Genomic DNA, 23,328 nt, shown 5'->3' on the forward strand with positions numbered 1-23,328 from the left:
GCCAAGCAAAAACCTAAGTCGTTTCGACTTAGGTTTTTTTGTATTTAAAAAGATAATTTCTTTCTATATATTCTAACTTGGTCTTCAAGCACTTAAGTCGCGGTTGTGGAAACAAAAGAAGATTTTCACTCAGTTTCTATCCATCGATGGATGCTCTTTTTCTTCCTATATTAAGGAAGGGTTTATGTTAGTTTTTCAATTTGTACTTATATATTATAAAAGCCCCCGAATCATGGGATTTTTTAGTTCCACTATTCGGGGGCAGTTCACTAACTATTTATTTTTTAACTTTTTACGTTCTGCCTCAATTTCAGAGCGTAATTGTGCTTCAGGATAACGATCTATTTTTCCGTTTCCAGCTTGTACCATGCTATTTAATGTATCTTCCGTCTGCTCTTCAACAATTGCGATAACTCCTGTTTTTCCAGGCTTAATCGATTTTAATGTGTTTTCAAAAACAGAATGTGCATGTGTAATTTCTTTTTTATCTTGAAATATACCGATTGTTGATCCGATTAGTCCACCTAATAATACACCGAAAGGTCCGCCTAGTATCCCAACAAACATTCCAACTAAACCACCTTTGTTTGTTTTATCAGCCCCGGTTATATCTACGAAGTCTTCAATTGATAATTCACCATCTATTTTTCGTTTAATAATGGCAATTTGCTCTACTTTGAGTTGCTGTTCAAGGTGAAGTTTTTTTATAACAGAGAATGTTTTGTATGATTGTACATCTTCTTGAAATGTAAGTACAACAGCTTGTTTTTCCATAATGTAAAACCTGCCTTTCTCCTACATTATCATTATATTTTGTATGCATGTCAAGAGGATTAAGAATGAATAATAAGTGGTTATTTAGCACATATCTGTTGTCTGTAAACAAAAAATTGTATCAAACAATATATCGCGTTTTATCAAGAGTATTTATAAGGTTTTCTAGTGTAAACACGAACGTTTTGTTTTATAGAGTAAAAAACATTCGATTATTTGTTGACATTGTTCATGGAATATTGTTAATATAGCCATAGAAACAATATTATATCGCACCTCATATAATCGCGGGGATATGGCCTGCAAGTCTCTACCTAACGACCGTTATTCGTTAGACTATGAGGGAAAGTCACTCGGTATTTTTCTATTCACAAGGGATACGTATGCCTGAGTAGAGCGCTTTCTCTCATAGTAAAAGAGAAAATGTTCTATTTCAGGCTTTTTTTATTTGAATCGGGGGGATTCTAATATGAAATCACTAGTTGGAGTCATAATGGGAAGTACGTCAGACTGGGAAACAATGAAATATGCTTGTGACATTTTAGATGAATTACACATTCCGTATGAGAAGAAAGTTGTATCCGCTCATCGGACTCCAGATTATATGTTTGAATATGCAGAAACAGCTCGTGAACGTGGATTAAAAGTTATTATTGCTGGAGCTGGGGGAGCCGCTCATTTACCAGGAATGGTTGCAGCGAAGACAAATCTTCCTGTAATCGGTGTTCCTGTTCAATCAAAGGCGTTAAATGGTTTAGATTCGTTACTGTCTATCGTTCAAATGCCAGGAGGAGTTCCAGTTGCAACTGTTGCGATTGGTAAGGCAGGTTCGACAAATGCAGGACTACTTGCAGCGCAAATACTTGGATCATTTCATGATGATATACATGATGCATTAGAACTGAGACGAGAAGCAATTGAGAAAAATGTGCGCGAAGGTAGTGAGTTGATATGACAAGAATCATTTTACCTGGAAAAACAATTGGAATTATTGGCGGCGGCCAGCTTGGAAGAATGATGGCGCTAGCAGCGAAGGAAATGGGTTATAAAATTGCTGTACTAGATCCGGCAAAGCATTCACCATGTGCACAAGTTGCTGATATTGAAATTGTTGCAGCATATGACGATTTGAAAGCGATTCAGCATTTAGCTGAAATAAGCGATGTTATCACATATGAATTTGAAAATATTGATTATAGATGTTTACAATGGCTTGAAAAACATGCGTATTTACCACAAGGCAGTCAGTTGCTAAATAAAACGCAAAATCGTTTTACAGAAAAGAATGCAATCGTAAGTGTTGGCTTACCAGTAGCGCCATATAGACTTGTACAGAAGCAAGAAGAACTTTTAGAAGCAATTACGGAACTTTCCTTCCCTTGTGTGTTAAAAACAACAACAGGAGGGTATGACGGAAAAGGGCAAGTTGTTTTACGAAGTGAAGCGGATGTTGAAAGAGCAAGGGAGCTTGTTAGTCAAACTGAATGTATTTTAGAAAAATGGGTGCCATTTGAAAAAGAAATATCAGTGATTGTAACTCGCAGTGTTAGTGGGGAAACGAAGGTATTTCCAGTCGCTGAAAATATTCACGTGAATAACATTTTACATGAATCCATTGTACCAGCTCGTATTACAGAAGCACTTTCACAAAAAGCAATTGAATATGCACAGGTACTTGCGGATGAGCTTCAGCTTGTGGGAACACTTGCGGTAGAGATGTTCGCTACGGCAGATGGTGAGATTTATATTAATGAATTAGCACCAAGACCTCATAATTCAGGACATTATACAATCGATGCGTGTGAAACGAGTCAATTTGGGCAACATATTCGAGCAATCTGTAATTTACCTCTAGGAGAAACAAATTTGTTAAAACCAGTTGTCATGGTAAACATTTTAGGCGAACATATAGAAGGGGTCCTAAGCCAAGTGAATAGATTTACCGGGTGCTATTTACATTTGTATGGAAAAGAAGAAGCAAAAGCGCAGCGTAAAATGGGGCATGTAAATATTTTAAATGAAAATATTGAAGTCGCTTTAGAAAAGGCGCATAGTTTGCATATTTGGGACCATCAAGAACAACTTTTGGAGGGAAAAAGATGATTAGTCGTTATACACGCCCTGAGATGGGTGCGATTTGGACGGAAGAAAACAAATTTAAAGCATGGTTAGAAGTTGAGATTTTAGCTTGTGAGGCATGGGCTGAACTTGGTGATATTCCAAAAGAAGATGTGAAAAAAATTCGTGAGAATGCAGCATTTGATATTGATCGCATTTATGAGATTGAGAAAGAAACACGTCATGATGTAGTTGCTTTCACTCGTGCAGTATCAGAAACACCAGCATTAGGTGAAGAACGTAAATGGGTTCACTACGGCTTAACATCTACAGACGTAGTTGATACAGCGTTATCTTACATCTTAAAACAAGCAAATGAAATTTTATTAAAAGACTTAGAAAACTTCATTGAGATTTTAGCGAACAAAGCAAAAGAGCATAAATACACAGTGATGATGGGAAGAACACACGGTGTGCATGCAGAGCCAACAACATTTGGTTTAAAGCTTGGTCTTTGGTATGAAGAAATGAAACGTAACTTAGAGCGTTTCAAGCAAGCAGCTGACACAGTTCGCGTTGGTAAATTATCGGGTGCAGTTGGTACATACGCGAACATTGATCCATTCGTAGAGAAGTATGTTTGTGAAAACTTAGGTTTAGAAGCAGCGTCAATTTCAACACAAACATTGCAACGTGATCGCCATGCACATTACATGTCAACACTTGCATTAATCGCGACATCTATTGAAAAGATTGCGGTTGAAATTCGTGGCTTGCAAAAGAGTGAAACACGTGAAGTAGAAGAGGCTTTCGCTAAAGGGCAAAAAGGATCTTCTGCAATGCCGCATAAACGCAATCCAATCGGATCTGAAAATATGACTGGTATGGCCCGCTTAATTCGTGGTTACATGTTAACTGCTTATGAAAATGTTCCATTATGGCACGAGCGTGATATTTCTCACTCTTCTGCAGAACGCGTGATTTTACCAGATGCAACAATCGCATTAAACTACATGTTAAATCGTTTTGGTAATCTCGTGAAAAACTTAACGGTATTCCCAGAGAACATGAAGCGCAACATGCAAAGAACATACGGCTTAATTTACTCTCAACGCGTAATGCTTACGCTAATCGACAAAGGTATGGTACGTGAAGAAGCTTATGATATCGTACAGCCTAAAGCGATGGAAGCTTGGGAGACACAAGTACAATTTAAAGAGCTTGTAGAAGCAGATGAGCGTATTACAAGCAAATTAACACAAGAAGAAATCAACGAATGCTTCAATTATGAACATCATATGCAACATGTTGATACAATCTTTGAACGTCTTGGGCTGAACTAGGCTGACAATTTTATATGGCACAGAGTAGAGGTATTCTGTGCCATTCTTTATAAATATATTATTCACATTTTTCAAACTACAGGGGGCTTGCGAAATGCAAAAGCTAGAATTGCTGTATGAAGGTAAGGCAAAAAGAATTTATCGTACAGAAGCAGCAGATATGGTTTGGGTAGAGTACAAAGATAGTGCTACTGCTTTCAATGGGGAGAAAAAAGCGACGATTACAGGAAAAGGTCGTCTGAACAATGAGATTACAACTCTTTTATTCAGAAAGTTACAAGAAGTAGGAATCAACACACATTTTGTTGAGAAGCTGTCAGATACAGAACAACTTGTGAAAAAGGTAAGCATTATTCCATTAGAAGTTGTCACAAGAAACGTAATTGCAGGAAGTCTTTCAAAACGATTAGGAATGGAAGAAGGGACTGCACTTGCAGCACCAATCGTAGAACTTTACTACAAAGATGATGATTTAGGGGATCCGCTTGTAACAGAAGATCATATTCGTGTGTTAAACGTTGCCACGCCAGAGCAAGTAAGCATATTACGAGAACAAGCTCTACAAATCAATCAAGTATTGATTGAGCACTTCGCAAGCTGTCGTGTAAGATTAGTAGATTTTAAATTAGAGTTTGGATTAACAGAAGAAGGCGAAATTGTATTAGCAGATGAGATTTCACCAGATACTTGCCGCTTATGGGATGAAGAGAGTAATGAGAAATTTGATAAAGATGTATTCCGCCGTGATCTTGGGAATTTAACAGAGGCATATGAAGAAATTTTAAAACGTTTAGGGGGAGTTTCACATGTATAAAGTTAAGGTATATGTAACATTAAGAGAGAGCGTATTAGATCCACAAGGAACAGCGGTGAAAGGTGCTTTACACAGTCTTTCTTTCACAGAAGTACAAGATGTTCGTATCGGTAAATATATGGAATTAACAATTGATAAATCAGTAACTGATCTAGATAGCAAGGTAAAAGAAATGTGTGAAAAACTATTAGCAAACGTTGTAATGGAAGATTTCCGTTATGAAGTTGAGGAGGTTGTCGCACAGTGAAATTTGCCGTAATCGTTTTTCCAGGTTCGAACTGTGATGTTGATATGTTCCATGCAATTAAAGATGAGCTTGGCGAAGAAGTAGACTATGTTTGGCATGATACGGAGAATTTAGACGAATATGATGCAATCCTTTTACCAGGAGGATTCTCTTACGGTGATTACCTTCGCTGTGGTGCCATTTCTCGATTTGCAAATGCAATGAAAGCTGTGCAAAAAGCAGCTGAGCAAGGAAAGCCTATTTTAGGCGTATGTAATGGATTCCAGATTTTAGTTGAATCAGGATTACTACCTGGTGCATTAATGCGAAACAAAAATTTGAAATTCATGTGCCGAACTGTTCAGCTACATGTTGAAAATAATGAAACAATGTTTACATCGCAATATAACAAAGGTGAAGTAATTAACATCCCAATTGCACATGGTGAAGGAAATTACTATTGTGATGAAGCAACTCTGAAAGAACTAGAAGAAAAGAATCAAATTGTATTCCGTTACTTAGATAATCCAAACGGAAGCGTTTCTGATATCGCAGGTATTGTAAATGAAAAAGGAAATGTACTTGGTATGATGCCACATCCAGAGCGTGCTGTGAATGAAATTCTTGGCGGCGCTGAAGGTTTAAAAGTCTTTCAATCTATTTTGAAACATTGGAGGGAAACATATGTCGTTAATGCTTGAACCAAATCCAACACAAATTAAAGAAGAACGTATATATGCGGAAATGGGGCTAACTGACGAAGAGTTTGCCATGGTTGAAAAGATTTTAGGGCGTCTGCCGAACTACACAGAAACAGGACTATTCGCTGTTATGTGGTCAGAGCATTGTAGTTATAAAAACTCAAAACCAGTTCTTCGTAAATTCCCAACAACAGGAGAGCGTGTATTACAAGGACCTGGTGAAGGTGCAGGAATTGTAGATATTGGTGATAATCAAGCGGTTGTATTTAAAATGGAAAGTCATAACCACCCTTCAGCAATTGAGCCATATCAAGGTGCAGCAACAGGTGTTGGTGGTATTATTCGCGACGTATTCTCAATGGGAGCTCGTCCAGTAGCATTATTAAACTCACTTCGCTTCGGTGAACTACAATCACCACGCGTGAAATATTTATTTGAAGAAGTAGTTGCTGGGATTGCGGGATACGGTAACTGCATTGGTATTCCAACTGTGGGTGGAGAAGTGCAGTTTGATCCATGTTATGAAGGAAACCCACTTGTAAATGCAATGTGCGTTGGGTTAATTAATCATGAAGATATTAAAAAAGGTCAAGCGCACGGAGCTGGTAATACAGTTATGTACGTAGGTGCTTCAACAGGACGCGACGGTATTCACGGTGCAACTTTCGCATCAGAAGAATTATCTGAGAGTTCAGAAGCAAAGCGTCCAGCAGTACAAGTAGGCGATCCATTTATGGAGAAACTTCTTATCGAAGCATGCCTAGAGCTAATCCAATCTGATGCTCTTGTTGGAATTCAAGATATGGGAGCGGCAGGTTTAACATCATCTTCTGCGGAAATGGCAAGTAAAGCAGGAATGGGTATTGAAATGTATTTAGACGATGTACCACAACGTGAAACAGGTATGACACCATATGAAATGATGCTATCTGAATCGCAGGAACGTATGTTGATTGTTGTAAAAAAAGGTAGAGAGCAAGAGATTGTAGATCTATTTGAAAAGTATGGCTTAGCGGCAGTTACGATGGGGAAAGTAACGGAAGATAAAATGCTTCGCTTATTCCATAAAGGTGAAATGGTAGCGGAAGTACCAGCGGATGCATTAGCAGAAGAAGCACCAATTTATCATAAACCTTCAAAAGAAGCAGCGTACTTTAAAGAGTTCCAAGAGATGAAAATGGAAACACCAAAAGTAGATAACTATAAAGAGACATTACTAGCTCTATTACAACAACCAACCATTGCAAGTAAAGAGTGGGTATATGATCAGTACGATTATCAAGTTCGCACAAGCACAGTTGTTACACCAGGATCAGACGCAGCAGTTGTACGTGTCCGTGGTACAGAGAAAGCATTAGCGATGACAACAGATTGTAACTCTCGCTACATTTACTTAGATCCTGAAATGGGCGGTAAAATTGCAGTAGCAGAAGCAGCACGTAATATCGTATGTTCAGGCGGAGAGCCACTTGCAATTACAGATTGCTTAAACTTTGGTAATCCAGAGAAACCAGAGATTTTCTGGCAAATTGAGAAATCAGTAGACGGTATGAGTGAAGCTTGTCGTACATTACAAACCCCAGTTATTGGCGGAAACGTATCAATGTACAACGAACGTAGCGGTGAAGCAGTATATCCAACACCGACTGTTGGTATGGTAGGTCTTGTTCATGACTTAAAACATGTAACAACACAAGAGTTTAAGGAAGCTGGAGATCTAATTTATGTAATTGGTGAAACGAAAGCTGAATTTGGTGGAAGCGAATTACAGAAGATGGTATACGGCAAAATCTTCGGTCAATCACCAAGCATCGACTTAGAAGTAGAATTAAAACGCCAAAAACAATTACTAGAAGCAATTCAAGCGGGACTTGTTCAATCTGCGCATGACGTTGCAGAAGGCGGATTAGCAGTTGCGATTGCTGAAAGTGCAATCGGTGCGAAAGGCTTAGGCGCTACTGTGAAATTTGATGGGGAAGCAACAGCGGCATTATTCGCGGAATCGCAATCACGCTTTGTCGTAACAGTAAAACGTGAGCAGCAAGAAGCGTTTGAGAAATCAGTAGAAGCAATTCAAGTTGGGGAAGTTACAAATACAAATGAAGTAACAATTCATAATGAAGAAAATGAAGTATTACTTACAGCAAATGTTGATGAAATGAGAAAGGCTTGGAAAGGGGCAATCCCATGCTTGCTGAAATAAAGGGGTTAAACGAAGAATGTGGCGTTTTCGGAATTTGGGGGCATGAAAATGCAGCACAAGTTGCGTACTACGGATTGCACAGTTTGCAGCACCGTGGGCAAGAAGGCGCAGGCATCGTCGTAAATAATGGTGAGAAAATCGTCGGTCACAAGGGGTTAGGTTTAATATCAGAAGTGTTTTCAAGAGGTGAGCTAGAAGGGTTAGGCGGAAAATCTGCAATCGGACACGTACGATATGCGACGGCTGGTGGAAGTGAAGTTGCTAACGTTCAACCATTATTATTCCGCTTTTCTGATCATAGTATGGCATTGGCTCACAACGGGAATTTAATTAATGCAAAAATGCTTCGCCGTGAATTAGAGGCAGAAGGAAGTATTTTTCAAACGAGTTCAGATACAGAAGTACTACTTCATTTAATTAAACGTAATACAAAGGGTTCACTCATTGAAAGTGTGAAAGATGCGTTGAATAAAGTAAAAGGTGCATTTGCATATCTTTTACTAACAGGAAACGAAATGATTGTTGCGTTAGATCCGAATGGATTCCGCCCACTTTCAATCGGGAAAATGGGAGATGCGTACGTTGTAGCATCTGAAACATGTGCTTTTGATGTAGTTGGTGCAACATACATTCGTGATGTTGAACCTGGGGAACTACTTATCATTAATGATGAGGGCATTCACGTAGATCGTTTTACAAATGATGTGGAACACGCAATTTGTAGTATGGAATACATTTACTTTGCACGTCCAGATTCTAATATTGCTGGCATCAATGTTCATGCAGCGCGTAAAAACATGGGGAAAGCTTTAGCGAAGGAAGCTCCGATTGAAGCAGATGTTGTAACAGGTGTACCAGATTCTAGTATTTCGGCAGCAATTGGTTATGCAGAAGCAACTGGCATTCCATATGAATTAGGATTAATTAAAAATCGTTATGTTGGACGTACCTTTATCCAACCTTCTCAAGAATTGCGTGAGCAAGGGGTAAAAATGAAGCTTTCAGCAGTACGAGGAGTAGTTGAAGGGAAACGCGTCGTAATGATCGATGATTCGATTGTACGAGGAACAACAAGTAAACGAATTGTGCGAATGCTTCGCGAGGCAGGAGCGACAGAAGTGCATGTGAGAATCGCTTCTCCACCACTTAAGTATCCTTGTTTCTATGGCATTGATATTCAAACAAGAAAAGAATTAATCGCAGCAAACCACTCTATCGAAGAAATACGTCAAATCATTGGCGCAGATTCTTTAACATTTTTAAGTGAAGATGGTTTAGTAGATGCAATCGGACGCCCATATGAAGGGAAATATGGCGGCTTATGTATGGCGTACTTTAACGGGGATTATCCAACAGCTCTTTATGATTACGAGCAAGAGCTTTTAGAAAGTATGAAATAAAAAAAGTGAGGAGCTTCTATTTTATTTGAAGTAGAAGCTAGCTCTTTTCTAAAGCGCCCGCTTTGGTGGGAGAAATTAAAAGACGAGGTGTAAAAAACGATGGCGAATGCATATAAGCAAGCAGGAGTAGATATTGAAGCTGGATATGAAGCGGTATCTCGCATGAAAAAACACGTACAAACAACAATGAGAAAAGAAGTACTAGGCGGTCTTGGCGGTTTTGGCGGTATGTTTGATCTATCAAAATTTGCATTAGAAGAACCTGTATTAGTATCTGGAACAGACGGCGTGGGTACAAAGTTGATGCTCGCTTTCATGATGGATAAACATGACACAATTGGTATTGATGCAGTAGCAATGTGTGTAAATGATATTGTTGTCCAAGGGGCAGAACCGCTTTTCTTCCTTGATTACATTGCTTGTGGTAAAGCAGAACCTAGTAAAATTGAAAACATCGTCAAAGGTATATCAGAAGGTTGTCGCCAAGCTGGCTGCGCGCTAATTGGTGGAGAAACAGCTGAAATGCCAGGTATGTATTCCACTGAAGAGTACGATTTAGCAGGTTTTACAGTTGGTATTGTTGATAAAAAGAAAATTGTAACAGGTCAGTCTATTAAAGAAGGTCATGTGTTAATTGGCTTAGCATCTAGCGGTATTCATAGTAATGGTTATTCTTTAGTACGTAAAGTGTTATTAGAAGACGGACAGCTATCTTTAGATCGTATACATGGTCGCTTAGAACTACCTCTTGGTGAAGAACTATTAAAGCCAACGAAAATTTATGTCAAACCTATTTTAGAACTATTGAAGAAATATGAAGTGTATGGCATGGCTCATATTACAGGTGGCGGTTTTATTGAAAATATTCCACGTATGTTGCCAGAAGGAATCGGTGCAGAAATTGAATTAGGTTCTTGGCAAATTCAACCGATTTTCAGCTTACTTCAAGAGGTTGGAAAACTAGAAGAAAAAGAGATGTTCAATATTTTTAACATGGGTATTGGCATGGTAGTGGCAGTAAAAGAAGAAGATGCAAAAGATGTTGTTAAGCTTCTTGCAGAGCAAGGAGAAAAAGCACACATTATTGGGCGTACTGTAAAAGGATCCGGTGTTACTTTTCATGGAGGCACAGAATGATGAGTAAATTAGCAGTCTTTGCCTCTGGAAGCGGATCTAACTTCCAAGCATTAATGAATGCAGTGGAAGAAAAAAGATTACAAGCTGATATTAGTTTACTAGTATGTGATCAACCTGAGGCGCGTGTTATCGGGCGGGCGCATTATCATCATGTTCCATGCTTTGCTTTTTCAGCGAAAGCATATGAATCAAAAGAAGCGTTTGAAAAAGCGATATTAAAAAAGTTACGAGAATACGAGATTGATTATGTTATTTTAGCAGGATATATGCGTTTAATTGGGCCTACATTACTGGAAGAATACGGCGGGAGAATTATTAATATCCATCCATCATTATTACCAAGTTTTCCAGGTAAAGATGCTGTCGGCCAAGCATTAGAGGCAGGAGTGAAAGTAACAGGAGTGACGATTCACTATGTGGACGCGGGCATGGATACAGGACCTATTATTGCACAAGAAGCAGTAACTGTTTCTGACATGGATACGAGAGAGAGTTTACAACAGAAAATTCAGCAAGTTGAACATAGATTGTACGTAGATACGGTGAACGAAATCGTTCAAACTATGAAAGAGAAGGCTGTTAAATAACATTCAACTAGGGGTGAAGGATAAGTGAAAAAGCGTGCATTAGTAAGTGTTTCAAATAAAACAGGTGTTGTAGAATTTGTTAAAGGGTTACTTGACCAAGGGATTGAAGTTATTTCAACAGGTGGAACGAAAAAATTATTAGAAGAGAACGGCTTACAAGTAATTGGGATTTCTGAAGTAACAGGCTTCCCAGAAATTATGGATGGACGTGTGAAAACATTACACCCAAACATTCATGGTGGTTTACTTGCAGTACGTGATAATGACACGCATGTAGCACAGATGAATGAATTAGGCATTCAGCCAATCGACTTTGTTGTTGTAAACTTATACCCATTTAAAGAAACAATTGCTAAACCAGATGTGATATTTGCTGATGCGATTGAAAATATCGATATCGGTGGTCCAACAATGATTCGTTCAGCGGCGAAAAATCATAAATTCGTATCAGTAATCGTTGATCCAACAGATTATGACGTTGTACTAGCTGAGCTAAAAGAAAACGGTGAAGTGACAGACGAAACAAAACGTAAATTAGCAGCAAAAGTATTCCGTCATACAGCGGCATATGATGCATTAATCTCCAATTATTTAACAGAACAAATGGGAGAAGAAAGCCCAGAAACATTAACAGTAACATTCGAGAAAAAACAAGATTTACGTTACGGCGAAAATCCGCATCAAAAAGCAACATTCTATAAAGCGCCATTTGCAGCCACTTCTTCTGTTGCATATGCAGAACAATTACATGGAAAAGAATTATCTTATAACAACATCAATGATGCAGATGCAGCTCTTAGCATCGTGAAAGAATTTACAGAGCCAGCGGTGGTAGCGGTAAAACATATGAACCCATGCGGAGTTGGTGTTGGTACGGATATTCACGAAGCATATACACGTGCTTACGAAGCGGATCCAGTATCAATCTTTGGTGGTATTATTGCAGCTAACCGTGAAATTGATAAACAGACAGCAGAAAAATTACATGAAGTTTTCTTAGAAATTATTATTGCACCTTCTTTCTCAAAAGAAGCTTTAGAAGTGTTGCAAAGTAAGAAAAATTTACGTCTATTAACGGTAAATATCGAAAAAGCGGCAAGTGCAAGTAAAAAATTAACTTCTGTACAAGGTGGCCTTTTAGTTCAGGAAGAAGATACACTAGCACTAGATGAAGATGCAATTACAGTTCCAACAAAACGTGAACCGACGGAGCAAGAATGGGCTGATTTAAAGCTAGCTTGGAAAGTTGTAAAACATGTAAAATCAAATGCAATTGTATTAGCAAAAGATAACATGACAATCGGTGTTGGCGCTGGACAAATGAACCGCGTCGGTTCAGCAAAAATTGCGATCACGCAAGCTGGTGACAAAGCACAAGGTAGTGCACTAGCATCTGATGCGTTCTTCCCAATGCCAGACACAGTAGAAGAGGCTGCGAAAGCAGGTGTTACAGCAATCATTCAACCAGGCGGATCGATTCGCGATGAAGATTCTATTAAAAAAGCAGATGAATATGGAATTACTATGGTGTTCACTGGCGTACGTCATTTCAAACATTAATTAAAGGAAGTTCAAAAAGTCCGGTTAAGATAGCTGTCGCATTTCTTCGTTACGTCGCCAGTCCGGTACTCATGGAGTGTCAGCTACATTCCGTGTCCTCCTGGCTACCGTGCCTAGAACTGCTCGGCTCTCTTAATCCTCCTTTTTGAACGACTATTTGTAAAGGAAGTTTAAAAAGTCCGGTCAAGATAACCTTCGCATTTCGTCGTTGCTTTGCCAGTGCGGTACTCATGTAGTATAAGCTACACTCCGTGTCCTCCTGGCTGCAGCGCCTAGAACTGCTCGGTTCTCTTGATCCTCCTTTTTAAACCTGGATTAATAGGGGAAGTTTAAAAAGTCCGGTCAAGATAACTGTCGCATTACAAGTACATGAAATTATATCAGCGATTTTCCCGATATATCGACCGTTTCTCGCCATATATCGGCGCAAATTCAAATATATCGGCGATTCGACAAAGGATATCGGCCATTCGGCAAATAACGACACAAAAACAAGAATCTGTTGCCTTTAGTTTCTTGGTATTCTGTACAAAATAGGAGCAGTGCTCCTATTTTGTACTTATTTGAATAATGGAGGATGAAATATGAATGTTTTAGTAATTGGACGCGGTGGGCGTGAGCATGCTTTGGCTTGGAAGTTTGCACAGTCTGAGCAAGTGGAGAAGGTGTACGTAGCACCGGGTAATGAAGGCATGAGAAATGTGGCAATGCCAGTTGATATTGATGAAAATGATTTTGACGCACTTGTTCTGTTTGCGAAAGAAAACAATATTGGCTTAACATTCGTTGGTCCAGAAATTCCTCTTATGAATGGAATTGTTGATCGTTTTGAAGCAGAAGGCCTTCGCGTTTTTGGTCCAAGTAAGGCAGCTGCTGTAATTGAAGGAAGTAAAGCTTTTACAAAAGAGCTTATGAAAAAATACGATATTCCAACGGCAGCATATGAAACGTTCACAGACTATGAGGAAGCAGTGGCATACATTCAAAAAGTTGGTGCACCTATTGTTATTAAAGCGGATGGTTTAGCAGCTGGAAAAGGTGTAACAGTAGCAATGACGTTAGAAGAAGCACTTGAAGCTGTAAAAGAAATGCTGCAAGATGTAAAATTTGGTGAAGCGAGTAAAAAGGTTGTTATTGAAGAGTTTTTAGATGGACAGGAATTTTCTTTAATGGCATTCGTAAATGGAACAACTGTGTATCCAATGGTCATTGCACAAGATCATAAACGTGCTTTTGATGGTGATAAAGGGCCGAATACAGGAGGAATGGGAGCATATTCTCCAGTACCGCAAATCCCAGAATCAGCAGTGAGCGAAGCAATTGAGACAATTTTACATCCAACTGCGGAGGCAATGATTCAAGAAGGACGTTCATTCACAGGAATTTTATATGCGGGGCTTATTTTAACAAATGAGGGACCGAAAGTAATTGAATTCAACGCTCGTTTTGGTGATCCAGAAACGGAGGTTGTATTACCTCGTTTAGAAAGTGATTTAGTCGACGTATGTAATGACGTATTAGATGGAAAAGAGTTAACACTTAAATGGTCAGAGGAAGCAGTTATTGGTGTCGTACTTGCTTCAAAAGGATACCCAGAAGCATATGAAAAAGGTGCCGTTATTTCTGGATTAAATACATTAGAAGATGTAATTGTCTTTCATGCAGGCACAGCTATGAAACATGGAGATTTTGTAACGAACGGTGGCCGTGTTTTATTTGTAGCTTGTAAAGCAAAAGATTTACAAACAGCGAAGGATAACGTTTATAAAGAAATCAAGAAAATTGAGAGTGACGGATTATTTTATCGAAGTGATATCGGATACCGTGCAATTGCAAAGATAGATTGCTAGAAGCTAACATGTTTTATGTTAGCTTCTTTTTAAATTTAGTAGTTTGAAGGTATTATTTAGTCGGACCTAATATCTCGAATTTGTCCATTTTCCTGTATAGCGTTCGCACACTTACTCCTAAAGCTGCAGCGGCTTGCTTTTTTCCTTCATAATCATAACCATAATAATCAAGCTTTTGAATAATACTCTCTTTTTCAGCCTCTTGTAGTGCACCGTGTTGCTTTGGAGATGAGCGCAGCATTTCCGAATGATTTTGAAGAAATACTGGTAGTGATGATTCAGTTAATTGGCCGCTTTTCTCCATATTCATGCTATATTCTAAAACATTCTCTAGTTCACGAATATTCCCAGGCCAGTGATATTGTTTTAATCTTGCTAGGAATTCACCTGTAAAAGTTTGAATGAATTTTCCTGTTCTTGTTTGTAATTTTTCAATTAAGAGGGGAACAAGTCTCTGTAAGTCTTCTTTCCGCTCGCGGAGTGGTGGTAAATGGATTGGAATCACATTGAGTCTGTAGTAAAGATCTGGACGGAATTGCTTAGAGTCTATCATTTTTTCTAATGGTTGATTAGATGCAGCAATAATCCGGACGTTCACTTTTTTGGGAAGTGTTCCACCGATTCTTTGTACAACACCATCTTGTAGTACTTTTAATAGTTTTGGTTGTAAATGAAAAGGGAGGTCGGCAACTTCATCTAAAAATAGTGTTCCTCGATCAGCCATTTCAAAGTAGCCGGGTTTTCCTTTTTTTCTTGCCCCTGTAAATGCACCTTCCTCATAGCCAAAGAGTTCACTTTCGAATAAAGATTCAGGAATACTAGCACAATTAATTTCAATGAAATCGCCTCGTTGGAACATACTTTGTTCATGAATAAGCTTTGCCATCAAGCTTTTCCCTGTCCCTGTTTCTCCTGTAATCACGATAGAGGAAGTACTACTTTTCATGTTTTTTAAAATTTCTTTTATGTTTTGTAATGTATAACTGTTTCCAAGGATATATTCAGTTTGTTTTAATTTTGTCCCTATTTTGGAAGTGGAATAATTCGTTTCATGAATAATATCGGTAATAATCTCTTTTAATTTTTCCATCCAATACATAAAGTCTTTTTGCTGATCGAGTAATTTCTGTTGTTTATCTTTGGAAAAGCTAACGAATGAAAGATAGCCATAGTGGCGTTCATTTTGAATCATATTTTGTATAATTTCTGCAGTTGATGGACAGCTCTTTTGAAAGTGGCAGCCATGACACATATTCATATGGCCTGGCTTATGCACAAAAGTAATAGGATGCTCATATAGTTTTTTGAAAAAGGGGAGGTAGACGCGCTCTCCTTTTTTCTTTTTATATTCTTCTGTCGAAGAAACTAATAGCCCCTCATGATTGAAGTAGGCGATTTCTATTTGTAAGAGTTCAGAAAAGGTATGAATAATTTTTGTAATTGCTGTGATTGTAGACAATTTTGAACCTCCTTTCTATTATATAATCATTGTATGATAATTCAGAAAAATACAAAAGTGTCAATTAATTGTCATAGATGACAAACAATCGTACTAAGGTTGCTTGCTAGGATAAGGATTTTCTATGTAATAAAATTGGCATACTTTTTGCTTAATAAAAAGCAGATGCAAATAAAGGAGGATTTTTTATGGAAAGAGATTATTTTCAATTAAAAGATAAAGTGGCGGTTGTAACTGGAGCGGCATCAGGAATTGGGTATGCGACTGCAACAATTTTTGCTGAAGTAGGAGCTACAGTCATTTTGTTAGATATTGATGAGGAAAAAGGCACGCAGGCTGCACAAAGCTTAAGAGATGAGGGGCAGCAAGCAGAGTTTTTGAAGTGCGATGTAACAAGCGAATTAGATTGTAAGAATGTCAGTGAACATATTAGAAAGGCATATGGAAGTGTAGATGTGTTGTTTAACAATGCCGGGATTATTAGAAGAAAAACAGTTGTTGAGTTAGAGGAAAGAGAATGGGATGCAGTTATTAATGTGTCATTAAAAGGTGTATATCTTTTATCTAAATATATCATTCCAATCATGGCTGGAAAACAAAGTGGAAGTATTATTAACACCGGTTCTGGCTGGGGGCTAAAAGGAGGCGATAAAGCAGCCGCATATTGTGCTGCGAAGGCGGGTGTTGTGAATTTAACGAAGGCGATGGCAATTGATCATGGTCCGCAAAATATTCGAGTAAACTGCATCTGCCCAGGTGATACAGATACGCAGTTACTACGCGACGAGGCGAAGCAGTTGAATGTAGAAGAGGGGGCGTTTTTGAAAGATTCAGCAGTAGATCGACCTCTATCAAGAATTGGTACGCCGCGTGATATTGCAAAGGGTGTTTTATTTTTAGCTAGTGATTTGTCATCTTGGGTGACAGGAACGGAACTTGTTGTCGATGGCGGAGGCTTAGCGTAATTGAATGAAATTTAATAAGGGGGTATTAAGATGACGAAAAAGGTACATCCTTACATTCCAAATATGGTACCTGAAGTAAAAGAAGAGATGTTAAAAGAAATAGGCGTTGAAAACGTGATGGAATTATATGCCTGCATACCAGAGGAACTAAAGTTAAAAGAGGAAATGAATATCCCGAAGGCACTTACAGAATATGAACTGCGTCGCCATGTTGAAGGGATACTGTGTAAAAATACGAGTACAAATGAATATATGAATTTTTTAGGAGCGGGTTGTTGGCAGCACTTTGTACCAGCTGTTTGCGATGAAGTAAATCAGCGATCAGAATTTTTAACTGCGTATGCTGGGGAACCGTATGAGGATCATGGAAGGTTTCAAGCACTATTTGAATACCAAAGCTTAGTAGCGGAACTTGTTGATATGGATGTTGTAAATGTGCCTACATTTGATTGGGGGCAAGCAGCAGCTACAGCAATTCGGATGGCTGCTCGTATAACGAAAAGAAACAAAGTATTAGTAGCACAAACCGTGTCACCTGAGAGAATGAAAATTATCCAAAATTATGGGTCTCCAGATCTCGAATTTATTTCTGTTGGTTATGATGATGAGAATGGTCTTCTAGATTTAGAAGATTTAGAGAATAAGATAGTTGCTAATGCAGCTGCAATTTATTTTGAAAATCCTTCCTATTTAGGATTTATTGAATCGCAAGGGGTGGAGATCGCGGAAATTGCAAAGCGACATGATGCGCTAGTAGTAGTTGGTGTTGATCCGATATCGCTTGGAGTGCTAGCACCACCAAGTCACTATCACGCAGATATTGTTTGTGGTGACTTACAACCTCTTGGTATGCATATGAACTATAGCGGAGGGCAAGCTGGATTTATTGCTACAAGAGATGAGGAAAAGTTTGTGAGTGAATACCCTTCACGTTTATTTGGGATTGTACCAACAGTAGAAGAAGGAGAGTACGGATTTGGAGATGTAGCGTATGACCGGACATCTTTTGCCCTTCGTGAAAAAGGAAAGGAATCAGTTGGTACACAAACGGCGTTATGGGGAATTACAGCAGGGGTTTATTTATCATTACTTGGACCAAATGGTATGTATGAATTAGGTCAAACGATTATGCAAAATAGTCAATATGCAGTAAAACAATTGAACCAAATCCCTGGAGTGAGAGGTTCAAGATTAAGCTCTCCATTTTTTAAAGAGTTTCTTGTTGATTTTAATGAGACCGGCTTATCAGTAGAAACGATAAATAAGAGATTGTTAGAAAAACAAATATTTGGAGGAAAGGATATTTCGAAAGAGTTTCCTAAATTTGGTCAATGTGCTTTGTATTGTGTTACAGAAATTCATACGAAGGAAGACATTGATCGGTTAGCTGCTGCCCTAGAAGAAATTGTGACAAATTAAAAAAGATGAACGGAAAGGAGAATCGACTGATGAAGAAAATTAAAAAGAATAGTAAAGTCCGTGACTTTCATCAAGCGAAATGGAATGAACCAATTATTTTTGAACTTCACCAGCAAGGAGAAAGGGGCGTAGAAGTTCCAGTAGCAGATGAAACGATTGTGCAAGAAGTTGGTGATGGAGTTTCAAAGATTCCTCATTCTATGTATAGAAAAGAAAGAGCGAGACTTCCGGAAATCAGTCAAGCACGTGTGTTAAGGCATTATGTGAGACTTTCGCAAGAGACATTAGGATCAGATTTTAATGTTGAAATTGGGCAAGGAACTTGTACGATGAAATATATTCCTAAAATTAATGAATTATTAGTACGAAATCCTAAAATAATGGAACTACATCCTCTTCAAGATGAAAGTACGGTTCAGGGAATGCTGGAGATTATATATAAATTGGATCTTTGTATGAGAGAAATTTCTGGTATGGATCATTTTTCATTTCAACCGAGTGGTGGTACGCAAGCTTTATTTGCTATGGCATCCATTGTAAGAAAATATCATGAATCCCGGGGAGAAGGAGAAAAACGGAATGAAATTATTACAACCATTTTTTCTCATCCTTCACAAGCAGCTACAGCGGCTGTTAAAGGTTTTAAAATCATTACGCTTCATCCCGATAAAGACGGATTTCCAGATCTTGAAAAGTTAAAAGCTGTTGTTTCAGAAAGAACAGCAGGGTTTGTTGTGGCGAATCCTGAAGATACAGGGATTTTTAATTCGAAGATTAAAGAGTTTACGAGAGTTGTTCATGAAGCTGGTGGGATTTGTTACTACGACCAAGCAAATGCAAACGGCCTTCTTGGGGTTACTCGGGCGAAAGAAGCAGGATTTGATATGTGTTTCTTTAATCTTCATAAAACATTTGCAGCTCCTCATATGTGTGGTGGACCAGCAACGGGTGCACTGGGAGTGAGTAAAGAGTTAAAAGAGTACTTACCAGGACCAATTGTTGAGTGCGATGAAGGGAAATATTATTTAAATCATGAATTGAAACATTCTATTGGAAAAGTACGTGCTTTCCATGGAGTAGCACAAACGATTTTAAGGGCTTATGCATGGATTCGTGCTCTAGGGCCAGAAGGATTAAAAGAAGTGGCAACAACGGCTGTGTTAAACAACAATTATATGTATCATAAAGTACAAAAAATTCGTGGTGCAAGTGCTCCGTATGTAAAAGGGCAGCGGCTTGAGCAAGTTCGTTATAGTTGGGAAGAGATGAAAAATGCAACGGGTATTACGACAGAAGATGTTCAAAGAAGAATGACGGATTTCGGTTTACATTACTGGACGAGTCACCATCCATATATTGTTCCTGAGCCGTTTACGTTAGAACCGACTGAGAGTTATTCTAAGGCCGATTTAGATGAGTATATTGCGGCACTTGAACAAATTTCGCAAGAGGCATATGAAAATCCTGAAATCATTCAAAATGCTCCGCAAAATAGTACGATTCATAAATTAGATGAACAGGATTTTCTAGATGATCCGAAAAAATGGTGTATTACATGGAGAGCTTATCAGAAAAAGGTACAGTTACCGGAGTTGATTTAGGGTAGAGGGCAATCAAGAGCTTTCTTGATTGCCTTTTCTCTCATGTTGAAGAGATATAACAATGATTACGCTTTAAATAAACTAAAAATTCCGAAAATTAATCGATAGTAATTTTATCCTGCATTAACGGACAGTAACACTCCCACCTCAAAATTCAGCGGAAGCGATGTCCAGCTCTAGCGGCTAAAATCTCCAGCCGTTTCCGCTTTTCTAAAGAAGTTAGGTGGGAGATGAACTGTCCGTAAAAGCCCGATTGGTTCAACTAATAATCAGTGGGGGATGGAGAAACCCCCACTGATTAAAGTTTCACTTTATATTTTTAGTTCATCCATTTTCCAAAATATCGTAAAGAAAGAGGGAAGGCAATGGATAATTTAGAGACAAAATCAAATGTTAACACATCACCTATTATCGGAGGAAAGCTCAATCGAGGTTTACGACCAAGACATATATCTATGATTGCAATTGGTGGTGCAATTGGTACGGGATTATTTGTTGCAAGTGGTGCTACGATTAGTCAAGCAGGGCCGGGAGGAGCGTTTGTAGCATATCTTGCTATTGGATGTATGGTTTACTTTTTGATGACGAGTCTTGGTGAAATGGCAACCTACCTACCAACGTCAGGTTCATTTGAAACGTATGGGACACGCTTTGTTGATCCAGCGTTTGGATTTACACTTGGTTGGAATTATTGGTTAAGCTGGGCTACAACGATTCCGGCTGAACTAGCAGCAGGTGCCTTAGTTATGAAATATTGGTTGCCAGAATCCTCGGATATTTTATGGGGGATACTTTTTTTGACGCTTATATTTTTATTAAATGTACTGTCTGTTAGAGGGTATGGTGAATCAGAGTTTTGGTTTGCTGGTATTAAAGTTGTTACAATTATTCTATTTTTAGTAATTGGTATTTTAATGATACTTGGTATATTCTTTACTCCGGCAGTAGGATTTCATAATCTTACGATGGGGGAGGCTCCCTTCAAAGGAGGATTTTTGGCTATAGTCGGTGTTTTTATGATTGCTGGTTTCTCCTTTCAAGGTACAGAAATGGTCGGTATTGCTTCTGGTGAAAGTGAAGATCCAGAGAGAAACGTTCCTCGGGCGATTCGCAGTGTTTTTTGGAGGGTGCTCATTTTTTATGTGTTAGCCATAGCTGTAATAGGGATTATTATTCCGTATACAGACCCGAGTCTTCTTAAATCGGATGTGGATCATATTTCTATTAGTCCGTTTACTTTAGTTTTTCAAAAAGCTGGACTTGCATTTGCGGCATCATTAATGAATGCTGTTATTTTAACTTCTGTGCTTTCAGCTTGTAATTCTTCTATGTATGCTTCTACTCGCATGCTTTGGGCTCTTGCGCAAGAAGGAAAAGCGCCTAAAATTTTGCGAAAGGTAAATAGAAGAGGAGTTCCTACTTATGCTTTGTATGCAAATATTATTTTTGGATTACTCGTTTTTTTATCATCATTCATTGGCGATGGCGCTGTTTATATATGGCTACTTAATATGACGGGATTAACGGGATTTTTAACATGGATTGGAATCGCAATCTGTCATTATAGATTTCGTAAAGCATACATGGCGCAAGGAAGAGACTTAAATGAACTAAAATTTAAGGCAAAATGGTATCCGTTTGGTCCGTTGTTTACGTTACTATTATGTATCGTTGTGATTATTGGACAAGGTAGTGAAGTGGTTTCTGGAGGAGAGATTAATTGGTATGGAATGCTTGTATCATATATTAGTGTGCCAGTGTTTCTTATTCTTTGGTTAGGTTATAAGTTTATGAAAAAGACGAAGGTTGTCCCGTTAAAAGAGTGTGATTTTAGCCGAGATGATTTATGAAAATACACCCGCAGTTAGCGGGTGTATTTTTGTATAGGGAGATGAATAGGATAAAGGACTTTGTATGCTGAATGTTTCAAGGAGTATTTGTATCTATAGAAGTTCGTTTAGCACGAATCTGTTTGCATTTTAGTTCACCTAATAATAATAGTAAAATTGAAATAATCAAAGTAAGCGCAGCACCGATAAGTGGAAAATAGAAGCTCTGTGTCTGTTTTGCGATAATCCCTGTGAAAATTGGACCAATAATTTGACCAATACCGTAAATACCCGTTGTATAGCCAATAATTTTATTACTTTCATTTGGCTTAATTCTTTTCGCTTCTGTAGTTGTTAAAATTGTGATGCCTACAAAAGTAGCGCCAAGCAGAAAGGCGCTTAAAAATGCACCAAACACATTGGGGAGTAGAATGGGAGAAAGAACGCTTATAATTTGTAGTAAGTAGGCAGAGATAAGCGCGCGTGTTGTTCCGTATTTTTGAGCAATGTTTGACCAAATATAGCTGGATGGAATAACGGCGATGCCCACAATAATCCAGCTACAAGATGCATAAAAGGATGAAAAGGTAATCCTCTCTACAATGGTGACGAGAAAGGTTCCAGTAATGATGTAGCCGGATCCTTCAAATCCATAAGCTAAAATGAGCCAAAATAAATAGTTTTTTCTATGAGTCGTATTTATTGCAGTAACTTTTGATTTTTGCACAGTATGTCTAGTATCTTCTTTTAACCATTTCCATACAAAAATGGCTAAACTAAAGCTAATAAGACCGAGTCCAATCCAAGCCCCTTTCCAATACCAAAGCGAGTTGAACAGAGGGGCGAATAATCCAGCGAAAATAATTCCAATTCCAACACCACTATAAATCATCCCGCTTAGTACAATCTTATTCCGATGAAATAAATAATCTAGAACAATACTAGAGGCGAGAACGAATACGATAGCACTCGTAAAACCTCCAATAAACCGAAGAGGAAACCAAAAGGAAATTTGAGAGGTAAAGCCCATACAAAGGGTCGAAAGGACGTTGGAAAATAAACAATGATGTAATACCTTTTCACGATTTTTCAACGTAATAAATCCAATAAAGAAGGCACCAAGCAGATAGCCGAGATAGTTACTGGAGGCTAAATATCCAGCGAGGTCTTCCTCTACATGAGCTTGCTTTTCCATAAAAGAAATAATGGGTGTGTAAGCGAAACGACTGATGCCCATTACAGCTACTAAGGCAAAGATACCGGATAGAATCATTTTCCATGTCTTTGTTTCTTTCATGTAATCTCCCTTCTTGAAACAGCTTTTAATACATATGATAGGGGAATATACATAGTACGTAAAATACTGTTTTTTAATATGTAATATCAAAAAAAATGATACGAA

19 protein-coding genes and 1 riboswitch are annotated in these 23,328 nt (G+C 38.3%); of the genes, 16 read left to right on the forward strand and 3 right to left on the reverse strand.

What is annotated here, in order from left to right; genetic code table 11:
• Window positions 1-273: 273 nt before the first annotated feature.
• Window positions 274-774: a DUF1269 domain-containing protein gene (locus CN373_RS20350; protein WP_000414759.1), complete on the reverse strand. Its 501-nt coding sequence runs from the start codon at window positions 772-774 to the stop codon at window positions 274-276.
• 257 nt (window positions 775-1,031) lie between these two features.
• A riboswitch (purine riboswitch) is annotated at window positions 1,032-1,133 on the forward strand.
• 110 nt (window positions 1,134-1,243) lie between these two features.
• On the opposite strand from CN373_RS20350, the gene purE reads away from it, so the two are divergent.
• The 12 genes from purE to purD all read left to right on the forward strand — a co-directional run bounded on the left by purE (window position 1,244) and on the right by purD (window position 14,653).
• Window positions 1,244-1,729 carry a 5-(carboxyamino)imidazole ribonucleotide mutase gene (gene purE / locus CN373_RS20355; RefSeq protein ID WP_000839362.1) on the forward strand — a complete coding sequence of 162 codons (486 nt, stop codon included), beginning with the start codon at window positions 1,244-1,246 and terminating at the stop codon, window positions 1,727-1,729.
• Entirely contained in the window at window positions 1,726-2,877 is a 1,152-nt protein-coding gene (purK, locus tag CN373_RS20360) for a 5-(carboxyamino)imidazole ribonucleotide synthase (protein WP_000196762.1), read from the forward strand. The genes purE and purK overlap by 4 nt, the downstream gene beginning before the upstream one ends.
• Window positions 2,874-4,175 carry an adenylosuccinate lyase gene (gene purB, locus CN373_RS20365; RefSeq protein ID WP_098360061.1) on the forward strand — a complete coding sequence of 434 codons (1,302 nt, stop codon included), beginning with the start codon at window positions 2,874-2,876 and terminating at the stop codon, window positions 4,173-4,175. Before purK ends, purB begins: the two co-directional genes overlap by 4 nt.
• Window positions 4,176-4,269: 94 nt before the next feature.
• Window positions 4,270-4,989: a phosphoribosylaminoimidazolesuccinocarboxamide synthase gene (gene purC / locus CN373_RS20370; RefSeq protein ID WP_098360062.1), complete on the forward strand. Its 720-nt coding sequence runs from the start codon at window positions 4,270-4,272 to the stop codon at window positions 4,987-4,989.
• Entirely contained in the window at window positions 4,982-5,236 is a 255-nt protein-coding gene (purS, locus tag CN373_RS20375; RefSeq protein WP_000278826.1) for a phosphoribosylformylglycinamidine synthase subunit PurS, read from the forward strand. The genes purC and purS overlap by 8 nt, the downstream gene beginning before the upstream one ends.
• A complete protein-coding gene (purQ, locus tag CN373_RS20380) occupies window positions 5,233-5,916 on the forward strand; it encodes a phosphoribosylformylglycinamidine synthase subunit PurQ (protein WP_000666791.1) in 684 nt (227 codons plus the stop codon). The genes purS and purQ overlap by 4 nt, the downstream gene beginning before the upstream one ends.
• A complete protein-coding gene (gene purL / locus CN373_RS20385; RefSeq protein WP_098360063.1) occupies window positions 5,900-8,119 on the forward strand; it encodes a phosphoribosylformylglycinamidine synthase II in 2,220 nt (739 codons plus the stop codon). Before purQ ends, purL begins: the two co-directional genes overlap by 17 nt.
• Entirely contained in the window at window positions 8,104-9,519 is a 1,416-nt protein-coding gene (purF, locus tag CN373_RS20390; RefSeq protein ID WP_000879014.1) for an amidophosphoribosyltransferase, read from the forward strand. Before purL ends, purF begins: the two co-directional genes overlap by 16 nt.
• Window positions 9,520-9,618: 99 nt before the next feature.
• Window positions 9,619-10,656: a phosphoribosylformylglycinamidine cyclo-ligase gene (purM, locus tag CN373_RS20395; RefSeq protein WP_098360064.1), complete on the forward strand. Its 1,038-nt coding sequence runs from the start codon at window positions 9,619-9,621 to the stop codon at window positions 10,654-10,656.
• Window positions 10,656-11,243, forward strand: a complete 588-nt coding sequence (gene purN / locus CN373_RS20400; RefSeq protein WP_098360103.1) for a phosphoribosylglycinamide formyltransferase — start codon at window positions 10,656-10,658, stop codon at window positions 11,241-11,243. Before purM ends, purN begins: the two co-directional genes overlap by 1 nt.
• A gap of 24 nt (window positions 11,244-11,267) precedes the next feature.
• Complete coding sequence (gene purH / locus CN373_RS20405; protein WP_098360065.1) at window positions 11,268-12,803, forward strand: bifunctional phosphoribosylaminoimidazolecarboxamide formyltransferase/IMP cyclohydrolase; 1,536 nt, start codon at window positions 11,268-11,270, stop codon at window positions 12,801-12,803.
• Between the two features lie 584 nt (window positions 12,804-13,387).
• Window positions 13,388-14,653, forward strand: coding sequence for a phosphoribosylamine--glycine ligase (gene purD / locus CN373_RS20410; RefSeq protein WP_001101987.1), 1,266 nt, complete (start codon window positions 13,388-13,390; stop codon window positions 14,651-14,653).
• 52 nt (window positions 14,654-14,705) lie between these two features.
• Here the strand turns inward: purD and CN373_RS20415 are convergent, their stop codons facing one another.
• Window positions 14,706-16,112, reverse strand: coding sequence for a sigma-54 interaction domain-containing protein (locus CN373_RS20415; protein ID WP_000104408.1), 1,407 nt, complete (start codon window positions 16,110-16,112; stop codon window positions 14,706-14,708).
• Window positions 16,113-16,300: 188 nt separating this feature from the next.
• On the opposite strand from CN373_RS20415, the gene CN373_RS20420 reads away from it, so the two are divergent.
• From CN373_RS20420 to CN373_RS20440, 4 genes are all read left to right on the forward strand, one after another.
• Window positions 16,301-17,077, forward strand: a complete 777-nt coding sequence (locus tag CN373_RS20420; protein ID WP_000439035.1) for an SDR family NAD(P)-dependent oxidoreductase — start codon at window positions 16,301-16,303, stop codon at window positions 17,075-17,077.
• Window positions 17,078-17,107: 30 nt separating this feature from the next.
• A complete protein-coding gene (gene gcvPA / locus CN373_RS20425; protein ID WP_000163333.1) occupies window positions 17,108-18,496 on the forward strand; it encodes an aminomethyl-transferring glycine dehydrogenase subunit GcvPA in 1,389 nt (462 codons plus the stop codon).
• A 29-nt stretch (window positions 18,497-18,525) separates the two neighbouring features.
• Window positions 18,526-20,097, forward strand: coding sequence for an aminomethyl-transferring glycine dehydrogenase subunit GcvPB (gene gcvPB / locus CN373_RS20430; RefSeq protein ID WP_000721398.1), 1,572 nt, complete (start codon window positions 18,526-18,528; stop codon window positions 20,095-20,097).
• Window positions 20,098-20,462: 365 nt separating this feature from the next.
• The gene (locus tag CN373_RS20440) at window positions 20,463-21,947 is read left to right on the forward strand and encodes an amino acid permease (protein WP_000369234.1); all 1,485 of its coding nucleotides are present in this window, start codon (window positions 20,463-20,465) and stop codon (window positions 21,945-21,947) included.
• A 76-nt stretch (window positions 21,948-22,023) separates the two neighbouring features.
• Here the strand turns inward: CN373_RS20440 and CN373_RS20445 are convergent, their stop codons facing one another.
• Window positions 22,024-23,223, reverse strand: a complete 1,200-nt coding sequence (locus tag CN373_RS20445; RefSeq protein WP_098360066.1) for a YbfB/YjiJ family MFS transporter — start codon at window positions 23,221-23,223, stop codon at window positions 22,024-22,026.
• Window positions 23,224-23,328 lie beyond the last annotated feature (105 nt).

The sequence above is a fragment of the Bacillus cereus genome, assembly GCF_002561295.1.
GTDB classification, from domain to species: Bacteria; Bacillota; Bacilli; order Bacillales; family Bacillaceae_G; genus Bacillus_A; species Bacillus_A cereus_S.